The following is a 14,887-nucleotide window of genomic DNA, read 5'->3' as shown; positions in this document are numbered from 1 at the left end:
CTCATAAACGTATGGACAGGCCATCGGCCAACGATTGTCGATAGGCGCGCCACGCGGGCACGCTGCCCATCAACAGCGCGGCGGCCAGGATACCGGCGAGCAGGGTCCATTCATATTCGCTCGGCCAGGCCATCGGCAGGTCCAGGCCATAGTTGGCCTGCAAGTACCCGCGCGAGGCGGCGATGCACACATACAACAAGCCCAGGCCCGCGATCACGCCGGACAAGGCCAGGGCGAAGGCTTCGAAGATCAGCAACGTCGCGATATGCCACGGGCGCGCGCCGACTGAACGCAGGATCGCCATTTCGCGGCGGCGTTCGTTGAGGCTGGTGAGGATCGCCGTGAGCATGCCGATCAACCCTGTGAGCACCACAAACAGCGAGATCACAAACAACGCTTTTTCGGCAGTGCCCATCATGCTCCACAGTTCTTGCAGGGCCACGCCGGGCAGGATCGCCAGCATCGGCTCACCACGGAATTCATTGATCTCGCGCTGCAGGGCGAAGGTGGAAATCTTGTTGTTCAGGCCGAGCATAAACGCGGTGATGGCCTGCGGGGTGAGGTCCATATTGCGTGCCTGGTCGGCGCTGATGCGGCCTTTGCCCTGGGCCGGCACGCCGTTGTGCCAGTCGATATGGATCGCTTCCATGCCGCCAAGGCTGATATGCAGCGTGCGGTCCACCGGCGTGCCGGTGCGTTTGAGAATGCCGACCACGGTGAAGGGTTTGTCATCGTGTTTCACCAGGCTGACCACCGCCACGCCGTGGGCCAGCACCAGCTTGTCGCCGAGCTTGTAGTGCAGCGCCTCGGCCACTTCGGCGCCGAGTACCACTTCGAACGGGTCGGTGGCGAAGGCGCGGCCGCTGGCCAGTTCGAGGTTTTGTTTGCGGCCGTACTGGTAATGCTCGAAATACGACTCGTTGGTGCCCATCACGCGGTAACCGCGATGGGAGTCGCCGAGGGAAATCGGGATCGCCCATTTCACCTGGGGGCTGGCGGCAAAATGCTCGTAGCTGTCCCAGCGGATATTGTTGGTGGCGTTGCCAATGCGAAACACCGAATACAACAGCAGGTTCACCGAGCCCGACCGCGCGCCGACGATCAGGTCGGTGCCGCTGATGGTGCTGGCGAAGCTGTTGCGTGCCTCGACGCGCACGCGCTCCACCGCGAGCAGCAAGCACACTGAAAGCGCGATGGCGAAGGCGGTGAGGATCGCGGTAAAGCGGCGGTTAGCCAGGCTGGCCATGGCTAGACGGAACAGATACATCTCAAACCTCTGCGGGCGTGGCGGCGCGATTGAGTTCGGCCAGCGACAGGTTGCGGTCGAACAGCGGCGCCAGGCTCTGGTCATGGCTGACAAACAACAGGCTGGCCCCGGCTTCACGGCACTCGGCGAACAGCAGTTGAAGGAAGGCTTCGCGGGCGTCGTAGTCCAGGGCCGAGGTGGGTTCGTCGGCGATCACCAGTTCGGGTTGGCCGATCAGGGCACGAGCGGCGGCCACCCGTTGCTGCTGGCCGATGGACAGCGAATCGGCGCGCCGCTCCAGCAGGTCCTTGTCCTTTAAACCGAGGTGCGCGAGCAAGGTGGCGGCGGCCTTGTCGACACTGCCGTGACGCTGGATCGCCCGTTGCGCACGCACCTTGGAAAAGTGGCAGGGCAGTTCGACATTCTCGCGCACCGACAGAAACGGCAGCAGGTTGAACTGCTGAAAGATATAGCCGGTGTGGTTCACCCGAAAACGATCGCGGGCGCCGGCCGAGAGTTCGGTGAGCTCCTGTCCGAGCAGGCGGATGCTGCCTCGGCTGGGTTTCTGCACGCCGCCCAGCAGGCCGAGCAAGGTGGTTTTGCCACTGCCGCTGGGGCCTTTGAGAAACAGGGTTTCCCCGCGTTCCAGGCGAAACGCGGGAATATCCAGCAACTGTGGGTGACCGGGCCAGTTGAAGCCCAGGTCGTGCAGTTCGATTAACGCTTGGGTCATAGGGAATCAGTGGTCTGGTTTGATTTGGATGATGACACCGATCAAATGTGGGAGCTGGCTTGCCTGCGATGGCAGCGCCGCAGTGTGCCTGATATACCGCAGCGCCTGGATCGCAGGCAAGCCAGCTCCCACAGTGATTGGGTTTTCAGATCAGAATTTCAGGGTAGCGGCCTGTGCTGTTGCTTCAACACCTTGCTGGCCGCTCGGACCGATCAGTTGTACCTGAATTTTCTGGGTGGCGGGGAAGGTCTTGAACACCTGGGTCAGGTCCAGGTTGCTCAGGGCGGTCGGCGTGGCACAGGTGAATTGGTAGTGGGCGTGGATCTCGCTGTGGTCGTGATGATGCTCGTGGGCGCCGCCTTTGGCGTCTTCGTCGTGATCATCATCATCGTGATCGGCTTCCGGCTTGTCACCGAACAGTGGGCTGTTGAGTTCCTGGGTGCTGATCACGCAACCGGCGGCCTTGGGCAGGTTGAACAGGGCCAATGGGTTTTCCAGCTGCTTGCGTGCGGCGGCGACCTTGGCTTTGTCGGCGGCGCTGGTGGCCAGGTGTTCGAAGCCCACCAGGTTCATCGCCGGGCTGTCCAGCTCAAGCTCCAGGGCCTGGCCGTCGAGTACCGCATTGAGGCGGCCGACGCCGTGCTCGTGGGCGCCGAGGCTGCCGTGTTCATGCTCATGGTCGTGTTCATCCGCCGCATGGGCGATGGCCAGTGGCAACAGGGCAAACGGCAAAGCGAGCAGCAGACGGCGCATGGGAAGGCTCCAGAACATGAAAGTTATGTTATGTGATCTTATAACAATAGTGCCAGAGTTTGACCGCCCGCTTGGCGTTGCGCAAGCCACATGGGAGCATGCCTGTCAGAAAAAAGTGCAGGAGTAAGGACGATGTTGCGAATTCGTGGAACCGTTGGCGACCTGCCGGTGGACTTGACCCTGGAGCTGGACGACGGCGATTGGGCGCGGCTCGGCGCGCAGTTACAGGCGGCCCCGGTTGCCAGTGCGGCCGCCGCGCCGGTGGTGCCGGTCAAGCACAATGACGATCTGTGGCAGAACGCCCAGGACCTGTTGCGCAACGCCGGCCAACTCAGCGGCCTGGAATTGCTCGACCAACTGGAAGGCTTGGCCGGCGATGCCTCGGCGGGCAAGCGCCTGCTGGTGCGCCTGCGCCATAGCGCCAAGGTCAAGGTGAGCAGCGGCGGGGATACGCCGCTGTACAGCTGGGTCGGCGATTAGTACAACGCGGCGAACAACTTGCGGCGGTACACAGTTACCAGCGGGTGGTCGTTGCCCAGCAGTTCGAACACCTGCAGCAAGGTCTTGTGCGGCAGGCCTTCGCTGTAGCTGCGGTTGCGGATAAACAGCTTGAGCAAGCCTTCCAGCGCCGCGTCGTACTGCTGGCGCGCCAGTTGCTGGATGGCCAGTTGATAGGCTGCTTCATCGTCCTGCGGGTTTTGCGCCAGGCGGCTTTTCAAGTCGGCGGCGTCGGGCAGGTCGGCAGCCTGGCGCAGGAAGGTGATCTGCGCCTTGGCGCCGGCCAGTGCGGCCTTGTGGTCGTCGCTTTTCACCGCGTCCAGCACGGCTTGGGCTTCACCCAGCTCACCGCGTTCGGCCAGGCAACGTGCGTACAAAATCAACCCGGCGGCGTTGGTGTTGTCCTCGCCCAGCAATGCCACCAGCACCGCTTCGGCATCGCTGATACGGCCTTCGGCAAACAGTGCCTGGGCCTGCTCCAGCGGGTCAGCCGCCGCTGGCGGCGGCATCTGCACATGCGGCTCCAGCATCGCCCGCACAGCAGATTCCGGTTGCGCCCCGGCAAACCCATCCACCGGCTGGCCATCCTTGAACAGCACCACCGTCGGCAGGCTTTGAATGCCAAAGCGCGCAACGATGTCCTGCTCGGCCTCGCAATCGACTTTAGCCAGCAATAGCTCGCCCTGATAACTCTCGGCAATCTGCGCCAGCATTGGCATCAGCGCCTTGCACGGCGCGCACCACTCGGCCCAGAAATCCACCAGCACGGGTTTCTCGAAGGAGTTCTGGATCACCGCCTGGTCAAAATTGGCAGTGGTGACATCGAAGATGTACGGCGAGGGATTACTCATGGGGCGTCTCGAATAAAGCGGGAATGGGGCAACTATAAGGGCTGGCGCGGGCGACCGGAAGCGGCATGGCGTTCAGGTGCGCGGCGCGTGCCAAAAAGGGTCTTGATGCCAGTCTGCAGGGAACCCCATCGCTTTCAGGCTAACGTCGGGGAACTCATGGACCAGTTGATACAAGCGTTGATTCCAGCGAGCATGCGGACTGACCTGATGCATCAAGTGATTCAGAATGCAGAGGGCCGAAAAAATGCGTGTATGCGGCCCTGGCTTAAAGAGATGCCCCGGCCAGAGGAAGGTGGCTTTTCTCGGCAACTCGGGGCGAATACCCAGTTCCCGGTTCCACATCCGCGAGTGATGGGCACACATGTTTCGAATGGTGGTCAGAGTGTGCAGCCATGACTGCATCAGGGGGGCCGCAAGTCCCAGGCTCTTGGCAATGACCTTTTTGTCTGAGTCCTTGGCCAGGCCCTTGTACAGGTGAGACAAGTCGCCCAGCGTCAATTCTTCCAACATGGCCCAGCCAGGCATCAGGGGAGGATCCGCGTAGGTCACCGGGTAGTGCCGGGCATAGCTTTCTTTCGATCTGTGACGTTTAAGAATGGATTTTCTTTTGTCATCTGCGTGCAGCCTGTCGATGCGCTCACATTCACGCTGGTAGTCACGTGTCGCGTTGGATTGTTTGATCGACAGGCTTGTCAGCAGGCGCTGATGATCAAATGCAGGGTGAAACATCTGTGGGCTGATATACCAGTGACAGCCATGGACAGGTCCCATGTGGTTACTGATAGCGGCGCGCGCTGCAATTTCAATTCTTTCGATGGCATCCATCGTCAGTAGACGAAGTCGACGGTCAAAATCGTAGAGGCGGGTTAGTTGACGAAATTGGCTACCGTCCCGAAAGCGATGCTCGATATCTTCCGGCTGTTGGAAGGGCCGCATATAGGGGCTTAATCGAAAGAAGCTGACTACCCGTAAAAAAGACTCGGCGCGAGCCTCATTTTGAATACACAAGCCGCGGCGCTTGAGCAGTTCCACCTGAGCAGGAACGTCAATGGCGGGCTTGCTGAATGACCTCATGCCCAAAAAGTACCGGGCATAAAAAACCCGCACAATTTGTGCTTGGCTACTGACGCAACCAGAGGCATGGCGGGTGTGTTGCCGCAGAGGTTAGGTAGGCGCCCGGCTTTTTGCAAGGCTTTTACCGGGCGGTTAGTAAGCGAAGTTTTCTGGAGAGGCATGCCGGTCGATTGTCCAAGCCGCGTGCGATAGGAGCGCATTTTCCACCGCGTTCCATTCTCTGTCTCAATCAACGTATTGCCAGAAATTTGTAACGCGTGGGCTTATCGCCGCGAATGGTACAAGCTCACCTTGCGAAACTCCCACGGCTCGGCCAAGTCCGGCAGGGTCAATGCATCGAGTATCTCCAACCGCTGATACGCCGGGTGCTGAAAGTCTCGCACCCGTGAGTCTGCTACCAGTGCTTCGCGACCACGGCTGAGGAAGTGGTCCAGCAACGGCAGGTTCGCCCGGTCGTAGAGCACGTCGGCGACCAGGATCAGGTCGAAGCGGTCGGCTTCGGCAAAGAAATCTGCCGAATACGCCAGCTCCACGCCATTTAGCTCGGCGTTTGCCCGGCAAGCCGCCAAGGCCAGTGGGTCCAGGTCGCAGGCCACCACCTCCAGGGCCCCGGCTTTGACGGCGGCGATCCCGGCCACGCCGGAACCGGCACCGAAATCCAGCACGCGTTTGCCTGCAACCCACTCCGGGTTTGCCGCCAGGTAGCGCGCCAGCGCCAGGCCGCTGGCCCAGCAAAAACTCCAGTAGGGCGGTTCGTGCAGGATGCGCCGGGTTTCTTCGGGGCTGAAGGCGCGGTCCATGTTGTCCGCATCCAGCAGCCACAGCGACAGCTCGGTGCCCGGCAGCGCGCAGGGCACCAGCTGCGCGTCGCCGATCAGTTCGCTGAGGGCCTCCTGCAGGGCCAGCGGTGGGGTCATGGCGCCTTGTCGAGTTGCAGGGGGCCGGTGGTCTGGGTGATCGGTTGGGTGATGCGTACGGGGGGCAGGTGCAGGATCAACTGGCCCGACTGGCTGGCGCGACCGCGCAATTCCACGCGCGCACCGGCCGGGAAGGCTTCCGGGTTGTAGCGCAGGCGGAAGGCCAGGGGCTGGCCGTTGCCGGTCAGCACGCTGCTGGCCAGCAGTTGTTGTGGGCGCGAGCGGTCATCGATCACCAGCAGCGCCATTTCGACTTCGGCACCGGCCGGCACGTTGGTGAGGCTGCCGCTGATTTCCCGCTGGAAGGCGGGCAGGGGGCCGAGGTCTTCGATGCCTGGGACTTTTTTCTCTTGTGCCGGCATCGGTTGAGGTGCGGCCGGCTTGGGGGCTTCGCTGCTGCAGGCGACCATAAAACTGAACAAAGTGAGCAAAACCAGTGGTCGTAACTGCATGTACGGCTCCAGAAAGGACAAAATCCGTGGCTTAAAAAATATGAAACATAATAGTCAGCCTATATACCGTAAAGGCTATGGCTTGTCTTGCCACGGGGATGCGCTACCATGGCCCTCCCATTTTTTGTTGCCTGCCTACCATGCACTGTCCCTTCTGCGGTGCCAACGACACCAAGGTCATTGACTCGCGTCTGGTCGCCGAGGGCGATCAGGTACGTCGCCGGCGTGAATGCTTGGCCTCTGGCTGCGGTGAGCGTTTCACCACCTTCGAAACCGCCGAACTGGTATTGCCCCGTCTGATCAAGTCCGACGGCAGCCGCCAGCCTTTCGACGAAGAAAAACTGCGCGCCGGTATGCAGCGCGCCCTGGAAAAACGCCCGGTAAGTGTGGAGCGGTTGGAAGCGGCGCTGGTGCATATCAAGCACAAGCTGCGCGCCACCGGCGAGCGCGAGGTCAAGAGCCTGGTGGTTGGAGAACTGGTGATGGGCGAGTTGCAAAAGCTCGATGAAGTCGCCTATATCCGTTTCGCCTCGGTGTATCGACGTTTCCAGGATCTCAATGAGTTCCGCGAAGAGATCGACCGCCTGGCCCGTGAGCCCGCCAAAGAATGAACCAGCCGTCTGCCGAACAAGCCGCCCTCGACGCCCATTACATGGCCCGTGCCCTCGAACTGGCGCGCAAAGGCCTGTACACCACCCATCCCAACCCTCGCGTGGGTTGCGTGATCGTGCGCGATGGGCAGATTGTCGGCGAAGGCTGGCACGAGCGCACCGGCGAACCCCATGCCGAGCCGAATGCCCTGCGTGCCGCCGGTGACAAGGCCCGGGGTGCCACGGTGTATGTGACTCTCGAACCGTGCAGTCACCACGGGCGTACCCCGCCATGCGCCGATGCGCTGGTGAGTGCTGGCGTCGCACGGGTGGTGGCCGGCATGCAGGACCCCAACCCTGATGTGGCGGGGCGTGGCATGCAGCGCCTGGCCCAGGCCGGTATCGAGATTTGCAGCGGCGTGCTGGAAAAAGACGCCCGCGCCTTGAACCCCGGCTTCCTCAAACGCATGGAACACGGCCTGCCGTTTGTGCGGGTCAAGCTGGCGATGAGCCTGGACGGTCGCACCGCGATGGCCAGCGGCGAAAGCCAATGGATCACCGGCCCGGCCGCCCGCGCCGCCGTGCAGCGCCTGCGCGCCGAGGCCAGTGTGGTACTGACCGGCGCCGACACCGTGCTGGCCGACGGCGCCCGCCTCACCGTGCGCGCCGCCGAGCTGGGCCTGGATGAAGCCACCACCGCGCTGGCGATGTCGCGCCCGCCGCTGCGCGTGCTGATCGACGGCCGCCTGCGTGTGCCGCTCAACGCACCGTTCTTCAAGGCCGGCCCGGCGCTGGTGATCACCTGCGTGACCGCGGAAAACCAGTTCCCCCGTGGCCCCGAGTGCCTGGTGGTGCCGGGCGTCGAAGGCCAGGTGGACCTGCGTTCGGCGCTGGTGGCACTGGCTGCCCGGGGCGTCAACGAAGTCCTGGTGGAGGCCGGCCCAAGCCTGGCCGGCGCATTTGCCCAGCAGGGGCTGGTGGACGAATACGTAATTTTCGTCGCCGGCAAGTTCCTCGGCTCCGCCGCCCGGCCTTTGCTCGACTGGCCGCTTGAGAAACTGGCCGACGCCCCCCAACTCAAGATCACTGAAATGCGCGCTGTAGGCGACGACTGGCGAGTCACTGCCATCCCGGTTCCAGCAGCGAGCGTATAATTCTGACCGGGCGCTCAGGTGCCCGCACCCCGTTTCCAGGAGAAGGCCATGTTCACCGGCATTATCGAATCCATCGGCAGCATCCGCGCCATGACCCCAAAGGGCGGCGACGTGCGCCTGCTGGTTGAAACCGGCAAGCTCGACCTCGGCGACGTCAAGCTGGGCGACAGCATCGCCGTCAGCGGCGTGTGCCTGACCGTCATCGAGTTGCCGGGCAACGGCTTTGCCGCCGACGTCAGCCGCGAAACCCTCGACTGCACGGCGATGAACGACCTCAAGGCCGGCAGCCCGGTCAACCTGGAAAAAGCCCTGACCCCCACCACGCGTCTCGGTGGCCACCTGGTCAGCGGCCACGTCGACGGCGTCGGCGAAGTGGTTGCCCGCAGCGAAAACGCGCGTGCCGTGGAATTCCGCATCCGCGCGCCGAAAGAGCTGGCCAAGTACATCGCCCACAAAGGCTCGATCACCGTCGACGGCACCAGCCTGACCGTGAACGCCGTGAATGGCGCCGAATTTGAACTGACCATCATTCCCCACACCCTGAGCGAAACCATCATGGCGTCGTACCAGCCAGGTCGCCGGGTGAACCTGGAAGTCGACTTGCTTGCCCGTTACCTGGAGCGCCTGTTGTTGGGCGATAAGGCCGCAGAGCCAGCAGCAGGGAACATCACCGAAAGTTTTCTGGCCGCTAACGGCTACCTGAAATCCTGACCAAGGGGGTGCCGCGTGGCGCTCAATAGCATCGAAGAACTGGTTGAAGACATCCGCCAAGGCAAGATGGTCATCCTGATGGATGACGAAGACCGCGAGAACGAAGGCGACATCATCATGGCCGCCGAGGCCTGCAAGCCCGAGCACATCAACTTCATGGCCAAGCACGCCCGTGGGCTGATCTGCATGCCCATGAGCCGTGAGCGCTGCGAACTGCTCAAGCTGCCGTTGATGGCGCCGCGCAATGGGTCGGGTTTTGGTACCAAGTTCACCGTGTCGATTGAAGCGACTACCGGCGTCACCACCGGCATTTCCGCCGCTGACCGCGCCCGCACCGTACAAGCCGCTGCCGCCAAAGATGCCAAGGCCGAAGACATTGTGAGCCCGGGCCACATCTTCCCGCTGATGGCGCAACCGGGCGGCACCCTCGCACGCGCTGGCCACACCGAAGCCGCCTGCGACCTGGCGCGCATGGCTGGTTTCGAGCCGAGCGGGGTGATCTGCGAAGTGATGAACGACGACGGCACCATGGCCCGTCGCGCCGAACTCGAAGCCTTTGCCGCCGAACACGACATCAAGATCGGTACGATTGCCGACCTGATTCACTACCGCATGATCCACGAACGTACCGTTCAGCGGATTGCCGAGCAGCCACTGGACAGCGAACTGGGCCAATTCAACTTGGTGACCTACCGTGATTCAGTGGAAGGCGACGTGCACATGGCCCTGACCCTGGGCTCCATCTGCGCCGACGAACCGACCCTGGTGCGCGTGCACAACATGGACCCATTGCGCGACCTGCTGATGGTCAAGCAACCGGGCCGCTGGAGCCTGCGCGCCGCCATGGCCGCGGTCTCCGAGGCCGGCAGCGGTGTAGTGTTGCTGTTGGGCAACCCGGTGGATGGCGACGTATTGCTCGCGCATATCCGCGAGACCGCCGAGCACACCCAGGTCAAAACGCCGACCACCTACAGCATCGTCGGTGCCGGTTCGCAGATCCTGCGCGACCTCGGTGTGCGTAAAATGCGCCTGATGAGCGCACCGATGAAATTTAATGCGATATCCGGTTTCGACCTGGAAGTTGTAGAATACGTGCCCTCCGAATAAAGGCCGGCGTTTTTTGCCCCTTGTTCGCGGTTAAATCATCACTGAGGGACGCACTTTTCGCGTCCCGGCTCTTTAAGAGAATTGCCGAATGACCCTGAAGACCATCGAAGGTACCTTCATCGCCCCCAAAGGCCGCTATGCCCTGGTGGTTGGCCGCTTCAACAGCTTTGTGGTTGAAAGCCTGGTAAGCGGTGCCGTGGACGCCCTGGTTCGCCACGGTGTGAGCGAGAGCGACATCACGATCATCCGCGCCCCTGGCGCCTTCGAAATTCCACTGGTTGCGCAAAAAGTTGCACAGCAGGGTGAATACGCGGCGATCATCGCCCTGGGCGCGGTCATTCGTGGCGGTACTCCGCACTTCGAATACGTGGCTGGCGAATGCACCAAGGGCCTGGCCCAGGTGTCCATGGAGTTCGGCGTGCCGGTTGCCTTCGGCGTACTGACCGTTGATTCCATCGAGCAAGCCATCGAGCGTTCCGGCACCAAGGCCGGTAACAAGGGCGCTGAAGCTGCCCTGTCCGCCCTGGAAATGGTCAGCCTGCTGTCGCAGTTGGAGGCCAAGTGATTTCCGACGAGAGCGATCGTTTCAACCCGCGCGACGAGCGTCCGGCCGATGCCGGCAAGCCTTCGAAAAGCGAAAAGCGCCGTGCTGCCCGCCAGCTCGCCACCCAGGCGCTGTACCAGCGCCATATGGCCGGTACTTCGCTGAACGAAATCGAAGCGCAGTTCCGCGTCGATAACGACTTCACCTTCGCCGACCAGAGCTACTTCCACGACATCCTTCACGGTGTTCCGGCCAACCTGACCGAGATCGATGCAGCGCTGTCGCCATGCCTGGACCTGACCCTCGAAGAGCTGGACCCGGTTGAGCTGGCCGTACTGCGCCTGTCCACCTGGGAACTGCTCAAGCGCGTCGACGTGCCGTACCGCGTGGTGATCAACGAAGGCATCGAACTGGCGAAAGTCTACGGTTCGACCGACGGCCACAAGTTCGTCAACGGCGTACTCGACAAGCTGGCCCCACGCCTGCGTGAAGCCGAAGTGAAGGAACACAAGCGCTAAGCCGCGCTTGAGTTCTCGATGGGCGAGTTTGAGCTGATCCACAAATACTTTGCCGCCGCGCCTTGTGCGCAGGGCGGCGAAGGCATTGCCCTGGGGATCGGCGATGATTGCGCCTTGCTGGCGCTCCCCGCCGGGGAGCAGCTGGCGATCTCCACCGATACATTGGTGGCGGGGGTGCATTTTGCCGACCCCTGCGACCCGTTCCTGCTCGGCCAGCGCTCGCTGGCCGTGGCGGTGAGCGACCTGGCCGCCATGGGCGCCCACCCCCTTGCCTTTACCCTCGCACTCACCACTCCCACCGTCGATGCCCATTGGCTGCAACGCTATGCCCAGGGTTTGAACGCCATGGCGCAAAGCTGCGGCGTAGGCCTGGTGGGCGGCGACACCACACGCGGCCCGCTGAGCCTGACCCTGACCGTGTTTGGCCGGGTGCCGGCCGGGCAGGCGTTGACCCGCAGCGGCGCGCAGCCCGGCGACCTGCTGTGCGTGGGCGGCGAACTGGGCAATGCCGCCGGCGCCTTGCCGCTGGTATTGGGCCAGCGCAGCGCCGACGCGGCGATTGCTGATCCATTGCTGGCGCACTACTGGTCGCCGCAACCCCAGCTGGCCCTCGGGCTGGCGCTGCGCGGCAAGGCCACGTCCGCGATGGATATCTCCGATGGGCTACTGGCTGATTGCGGGCATATCGCCAAGGCATCGGCTGTCAGCCTGTTGATCGAGCGCCAGCGCTTGCCGTTGTCCGAGGCCCTGCTGGCGTTTGTCGGCGATGACGTGGCGCGGGTGGCGGCTTTGAGCGGCGGCGACGACTATGTGCTGGCGTTTACCCTACCGCCCGTCGAGTTGGCACCCTTGCTGGCCGGCGGCTGGCCGGTCCATGTGATCGGCCGGGTCGAGGCAGGGCAGGGCGTAACGCTGCTCGACGCCCATGGGCAGGACATCACCCCGGCCGTGCGCGGCTATCAGCATTTTCGCGAGACGCCCTGAATCGGTGAGCTGCGCTAACCTCTATGCAGTCAAATGGACGCAAGACCTGTAGGAGGTCACCACTATGGATGTGCGCCGTTGGCTGCTGATACTGCTCTGTGCCTTTACGGCCCTTGCGCAGGCACAGGTGCCCGGCAAGGTTCTGCTGGCCAGCGAGGCCTGGGACGACTACACCAACGCCGACGGCAGCGGCCTGGCCTGGGACGTGCTGCGCCAGGTGTTCGAGCCGGCCGGAATCAAGCTGCAAACCCGCAGCGTGCCTTATACCCGCTCGGTCGGCCTGGCCCGGCGCGGCGAGGTGGATGGCTGGGTCGGTTCCTATCGTGATGAAGTCAAAGGCGTGGTGTACCCAAAATGGCGCTACGATTCCGACCATATCTATGCGCTGGGGCTGGCTACTGCCCCGACGCCGACTATGGCGACGCTGGCCAATTACCGCCTGGCTTGGGTGCGTGGCTACAAGTTCGAGGCCTATTTGCCCAACGTACAACGCTTCAACCAGATCGAGCGCCGGGATGGCATCCTGCCGATGCTCGAGCATGCCAGGGCGGACTTTTACATCGACTCTCTGACTGAGTCCAAATTCGTACTCAGCCAGGCGAAAGATCCCACGCAATTCAAGCTCAGCCCCATCGTCGAATTACCGCTCTATATCGGGTTTACCGACAACGAGCGAGGCAGAGCGTTGGCGGGCGTGTTCGACCAGCGTATGGCCGCCTTGATAGCAAGCGGCGAGCTCAGGCCGATTTTCGAGCGCTGGCACCAGGCTTATCCGTTCTGAGTTGCATAGAACCAGGACGAAGGCCAATCGAACCGATTGATCTTTATCAGCGATAATTCAGCTTAAGCGTGTGTAGGAACGTACTGTTACAATGGCCGCCTTTGTAAAAACTGAGATCAGGAGCACACGGTGCCCGTCGTTTTCGTCGCTGCTTCCAAGCTGCCTACCCCTTTTGCCACGTTCACCATGAACGGCTTTCTCGAAGAGGCCACCGGGCGCGAGCATGTCGTGCTCAGCCTGGGTGATATCGCTGATGGCGCACCGGTGCTGGGGCGTGTGCACTCCGAATGCCTGACCGGCGATGCACTGTTCAGCCAGCGTTGCGACTGCGGTTCGCAACTGGAAGCTGCCATGCGCGCCATCGCCCGCGAAGGTCGGGGCGTATTGCTGTACCTGCGTCAGGAAGGCCGTGGCATTGGCCTGATGAACAAGATTCGCGCCTACGAGTTGCAAGATGGCGGCGCCGATACCGTCGAGGCCAACGAGCGCCTGGGGTTCGCTGCCGACCAACGTGACTACGCGATCTGCCTGCCGATGCTGGAGCACTTGGGGGTCAAGTCCCTGCGGCTGATGACCAACAACCCGCGCAAGGTCAAAGCCTTGACCGAGATGGGCATCACCGTGGCCGAGCGCGTGCCGCTGCACACCGGGCACAACCCGCACAACAAACTCTACCTGGCCACCAAAGCCAGCAAGCTCGACCACATGATGGGCAACGAGCATCAGGGCGAGGTCGACCGCGCGTGACCCGTGGCCAGGTGAAGCGGAGACTGTCCTTCAACTGGTGGCAGTACCTGGCCCTGGCGCTGCTGCCGTTGTTCGTGATCAACCTGGTGTTTGGCCAGGCCGAGTCCCTGCTGCCGGTGCTGGCCATGCCGTTCTTTATCGCCGGCGTGGCCTCGATGTTTCTGAGCCTGCGCTACTTCAACGGCTATAAACACGCGCTGATCGCCACCTCCAAAGCCCTCGACACCCCCGAAGAACCGGCTGCGTGGATTACCCTCGCGGCCCGCCGGCGCACGGCGTTGCTGGTGGCGGCCGTACCGGCCTGGATCGGCGCGCTGGCGGTGTTCGTCGGCCTCGAAGCGGTGCCACTGTTTCTGTTGGCGCTTTCGACAATGGTGCTGTTCTACCTCTACCGCATCCCGCGTCAACTGGGATGATCCGTCACTGGCTGGCGGTGCTGCTGCTGGCGCTGAGTGCCCAGGCTTGGGCGGTTGAGCGTGTGGTCAGCCTGGCGCCTTCCCTGTCTGAAATCGTGGTTGAGCTGGGCGCCGCCGACTTGCTGGTGGGCGTGCTCGACGGCGGCGATCGCCCGGCGGTGCTGGCGCACGTGGCGTCGGTAGGGCATTACGGTCAGTTGGACATGGAGCGTCTGCTGAGCCTTAAGCCCGACCTGATCCTACTGTGGCCCGGCAGTGTCGGCCCGGCCCAGCGCGAGCAACTGCAGCGTCTGAATATTCCGGTGTATGTCGCCGAACCCCATAGCCTTGAACAACTGACCACCCAGGTCCAGGCCATCGCCGAGCAATTGGGCCGCGCTGCAGCCGGACGGCAACTGGCCGCGCAATTGCGCCAACGCCTGGCCGAACTGCGCCAGCGCTACCAGCGTGCCGAACCGGTGCGGGTGTTTTATCAGGTGTGGAACCAGCCGCTGTATACCGTGGGCGGTGGGCAGGTCATCAGCGATGCGTTGAGCGTGTGCGGTGCGCGCAATGTGTTTGACGACCTGAAGTTGCCAGCGCCGCAGGTGAATATCGAGTCGGTGTTGCAGCGTGATCCCGAGATGATTTTGGTGGGGGATCAGGCTCAGGCGCTGGCCTGGAAAGCCTGGCCAACGATGGCGCCGCGGGTGCGGCTGGTGCCGGACAAAGGCCTGGAGCGGCCCAGTGGCCAGATGCTGGAGGCGGTGGGGCGGTTGTGCCAGGTGATTGCGCCGAACCGGTAAGAGCGCTTTCGCAGGCAAGCCAGCTC

At 62.7% G+C, this 14,887-nt stretch carries 19 protein-coding genes; 12 read left to right on the top strand and 7 right to left on the bottom strand.

What is annotated here, in order from left to right; translation table 11 throughout:
* Position 1: 1 nt before the first annotated feature.
* The 3 genes from CXQ82_RS27825 to CXQ82_RS27815 all read right to left on the bottom strand — a co-directional run bounded on the left by CXQ82_RS27825 (position 2) and on the right by CXQ82_RS27815 (position 2,732).
* Entirely contained in the window at positions 2 to 1,267 is a 1,266-nt protein-coding gene (locus CXQ82_RS27825) for an ABC transporter permease (protein WP_101273201.1), read from the bottom strand.
* Position 1,268: 1 nt separating this feature from the next.
* Complete coding sequence (locus tag CXQ82_RS27820) at positions 1,269 to 1,979, bottom strand: ABC transporter ATP-binding protein (RefSeq protein ID WP_101273200.1); 711 nt, start codon at positions 1,977 to 1,979, stop codon at positions 1,269 to 1,271.
* A 150-nt stretch (positions 1,980 to 2,129) separates the two neighbouring features.
* The gene (locus CXQ82_RS27815; RefSeq protein WP_101273199.1) at positions 2,130 to 2,732 is read right to left on the bottom strand and encodes a DUF2796 domain-containing protein; all 603 of its coding nucleotides are present in this window, start codon (positions 2,730 to 2,732) and stop codon (positions 2,130 to 2,132) included.
* 132 nt (positions 2,733 to 2,864) lie between these two features.
* On the opposite strand from CXQ82_RS27815, the gene CXQ82_RS27810 reads away from it, so the two are divergent.
* The gene (locus CXQ82_RS27810) at positions 2,865 to 3,212 is read left to right on the top strand and encodes a hypothetical protein (RefSeq protein ID WP_101273198.1); all 348 of its coding nucleotides are present in this window, start codon (positions 2,865 to 2,867) and stop codon (positions 3,210 to 3,212) included.
* Here CXQ82_RS27810 and trxA read toward each other — a convergent pair.
* From trxA to CXQ82_RS27790, 4 genes are all read right to left on the bottom strand, one after another.
* Complete coding sequence (gene trxA, locus CXQ82_RS27805) at positions 3,209 to 4,081, bottom strand: thioredoxin (protein WP_101273197.1); 873 nt, start codon at positions 4,079 to 4,081, stop codon at positions 3,209 to 3,211. The two genes, CXQ82_RS27810 and trxA, sit on opposite strands and share 4 nt — an antisense overlap.
* A gap of 72 nt (positions 4,082 to 4,153) precedes the next feature.
* Positions 4,154 to 5,155, bottom strand: a complete 1,002-nt coding sequence (locus CXQ82_RS27800) for an Abi family protein (protein ID WP_101273196.1) — start codon at positions 5,153 to 5,155, stop codon at positions 4,154 to 4,156.
* Positions 5,156 to 5,418: 263 nt separating this feature from the next.
* Positions 5,419 to 6,072, bottom strand: a complete 654-nt coding sequence (locus CXQ82_RS27795; protein WP_101273195.1) for a methyltransferase — start codon at positions 6,070 to 6,072, stop codon at positions 5,419 to 5,421.
* Positions 6,069 to 6,524 carry a YbaY family lipoprotein gene (locus tag CXQ82_RS27790; protein WP_101273194.1) on the bottom strand — a complete coding sequence of 152 codons (456 nt, stop codon included), beginning with the start codon at positions 6,522 to 6,524 and terminating at the stop codon, positions 6,069 to 6,071. The genes CXQ82_RS27795 and CXQ82_RS27790 overlap by 4 nt, the downstream gene beginning before the upstream one ends.
* A gap of 140 nt (positions 6,525 to 6,664) precedes the next feature.
* Between CXQ82_RS27790 and nrdR the strand changes: the two genes are divergently transcribed.
* From nrdR to CXQ82_RS27735, 11 genes are all read left to right on the top strand, one after another.
* Positions 6,665 to 7,135, top strand: a complete 471-nt coding sequence (gene nrdR, locus CXQ82_RS27785) for a transcriptional regulator NrdR (protein WP_015886108.1) — start codon at positions 6,665 to 6,667, stop codon at positions 7,133 to 7,135.
* Complete coding sequence (ribD, locus tag CXQ82_RS27780) at positions 7,132 to 8,268, top strand: bifunctional diaminohydroxyphosphoribosylaminopyrimidine deaminase/5-amino-6-(5-phosphoribosylamino)uracil reductase RibD (RefSeq protein ID WP_101273193.1); 1,137 nt, start codon at positions 7,132 to 7,134, stop codon at positions 8,266 to 8,268. Before nrdR ends, ribD begins: the two co-directional genes overlap by 4 nt.
* 48 nt (positions 8,269 to 8,316) lie before the next feature.
* Positions 8,317 to 8,979, top strand: coding sequence for a riboflavin synthase (locus tag CXQ82_RS27775; protein ID WP_029299435.1), 663 nt, complete (start codon positions 8,317 to 8,319; stop codon positions 8,977 to 8,979).
* Between the two features lie 15 nt (positions 8,980 to 8,994).
* Entirely contained in the window at positions 8,995 to 10,086 is a 1,092-nt protein-coding gene (ribBA, locus tag CXQ82_RS27770; RefSeq protein ID WP_101273192.1) for a bifunctional 3,4-dihydroxy-2-butanone-4-phosphate synthase/GTP cyclohydrolase II, read from the top strand.
* 88 nt (positions 10,087 to 10,174) lie between these two features.
* Positions 10,175 to 10,651: a 6,7-dimethyl-8-ribityllumazine synthase gene (gene ribE, locus CXQ82_RS27765; RefSeq protein ID WP_003176356.1), complete on the top strand. Its 477-nt coding sequence runs from the start codon at positions 10,175 to 10,177 to the stop codon at positions 10,649 to 10,651.
* Positions 10,648 to 11,148 (top strand): transcription antitermination factor NusB, encoded by a 501-nt coding sequence (nusB, locus tag CXQ82_RS27760; RefSeq protein WP_101273191.1) that lies wholly within the window; start codon positions 10,648 to 10,650, stop codon positions 11,146 to 11,148. The genes ribE and nusB overlap by 4 nt, the downstream gene beginning before the upstream one ends.
* A gap of 18 nt (positions 11,149 to 11,166) precedes the next feature.
* Positions 11,167 to 12,132: a thiamine-phosphate kinase gene (thiL, locus tag CXQ82_RS27755; RefSeq protein WP_101273190.1), complete on the top strand. Its 966-nt coding sequence runs from the start codon at positions 11,167 to 11,169 to the stop codon at positions 12,130 to 12,132.
* 64 nt (positions 12,133 to 12,196) lie between these two features.
* Positions 12,197 to 12,913 (top strand): ABC transporter substrate-binding protein, encoded by a 717-nt coding sequence (locus tag CXQ82_RS27750; protein ID WP_101273189.1) that lies wholly within the window; start codon positions 12,197 to 12,199, stop codon positions 12,911 to 12,913.
* 129 nt (positions 12,914 to 13,042) lie between these two features.
* On the top strand, positions 13,043 to 13,660 hold the full coding sequence (ribA, locus tag CXQ82_RS27745; RefSeq protein ID WP_016978544.1) for a GTP cyclohydrolase II: 618 nt from the start codon (positions 13,043 to 13,045) through the stop codon (positions 13,658 to 13,660).
* Positions 13,657 to 14,076: a nuclear FMR1 interacting 1 family protein gene (locus CXQ82_RS27740; protein WP_101273188.1), complete on the top strand. Its 420-nt coding sequence runs from the start codon at positions 13,657 to 13,659 to the stop codon at positions 14,074 to 14,076. The genes ribA and CXQ82_RS27740 overlap by 4 nt, the downstream gene beginning before the upstream one ends.
* On the top strand, positions 14,073 to 14,861 hold the full coding sequence (locus CXQ82_RS27735; protein ID WP_101273187.1) for a cobalamin-binding protein: 789 nt from the start codon (positions 14,073 to 14,075) through the stop codon (positions 14,859 to 14,861). The genes CXQ82_RS27740 and CXQ82_RS27735 overlap by 4 nt, the downstream gene beginning before the upstream one ends.
* Positions 14,862 to 14,887 lie beyond the last annotated feature (26 nt).

The sequence above is a fragment of the Pseudomonas sp. S09G 359 genome, from assembly GCF_002843605.1.
In the GTDB taxonomy this organism is placed as follows: Bacteria; Pseudomonadota; Gammaproteobacteria; order Pseudomonadales; family Pseudomonadaceae; genus Aquipseudomonas.
The sequence above is the reverse complement of the archived record's forward strand: the minus strand, read 5'-3'. Positions and strand labels throughout refer to the sequence as shown.

Excerpts from the sequence above, each read along its gene's own strand:
- CXQ82_RS27825 (WP_101273201.1), bottom strand. The coding sequence starts at position 1,267 with ATGTATCTGTTCCGTCTAGCCATGGCCAGCCTGGCTAACCGCCGCTTT.
- CXQ82_RS27820 (WP_101273200.1), bottom strand. The coding sequence starts at position 1,979 with ATGACCCAAGCGTTAATCGAACTGCACGACCTGGGCTTCAACTGGCCC.
- CXQ82_RS27815 (WP_101273199.1), bottom strand. The coding sequence starts at position 2,732 with ATGCGCCGTCTGCTGCTCGCTTTGCCGTTTGCCCTGTTGCCACTGGCC.
- CXQ82_RS27810 (WP_101273198.1), top strand. The coding sequence starts at position 2,865 with ATGTTGCGAATTCGTGGAACCGTTGGCGACCTGCCGGTGGACTTGACC.
- trxA (WP_101273197.1), bottom strand. The coding sequence starts at position 4,081 with ATGAGTAATCCCTCGCCGTACATCTTCGATGTCACCACTGCCAATTTT.
- CXQ82_RS27800 (WP_101273196.1), bottom strand. The coding sequence starts at position 5,155 with ATGAGGTCATTCAGCAAGCCCGCCATTGACGTTCCTGCTCAGGTGGAA.
- CXQ82_RS27795 (WP_101273195.1), bottom strand. The coding sequence starts at position 6,072 with ATGACCCCACCGCTGGCCCTGCAGGAGGCCCTCAGCGAACTGATCGGC.
- CXQ82_RS27790 (WP_101273194.1), bottom strand. The coding sequence starts at position 6,524 with ATGCAGTTACGACCACTGGTTTTGCTCACTTTGTTCAGTTTTATGGTC.
- nrdR (WP_015886108.1), top strand. The coding sequence starts at position 6,665 with ATGCACTGTCCCTTCTGCGGTGCCAACGACACCAAGGTCATTGACTCG.
- ribD (WP_101273193.1), top strand. The coding sequence starts at position 7,132 with ATGAACCAGCCGTCTGCCGAACAAGCCGCCCTCGACGCCCATTACATG.
- CXQ82_RS27775 (WP_029299435.1), top strand. The coding sequence starts at position 8,317 with ATGTTCACCGGCATTATCGAATCCATCGGCAGCATCCGCGCCATGACC.
- ribE (WP_003176356.1), top strand. The coding sequence starts at position 10,175 with ATGACCCTGAAGACCATCGAAGGTACCTTCATCGCCCCCAAAGGCCGC.
- thiL (WP_101273190.1), top strand. The coding sequence starts at position 11,167 with ATGGGCGAGTTTGAGCTGATCCACAAATACTTTGCCGCCGCGCCTTGT.
- CXQ82_RS27750 (WP_101273189.1), top strand. The coding sequence starts at position 12,197 with ATGGATGTGCGCCGTTGGCTGCTGATACTGCTCTGTGCCTTTACGGCC.
- CXQ82_RS27735 (WP_101273187.1), top strand. The coding sequence starts at position 14,073 with ATGATCCGTCACTGGCTGGCGGTGCTGCTGCTGGCGCTGAGTGCCCAG.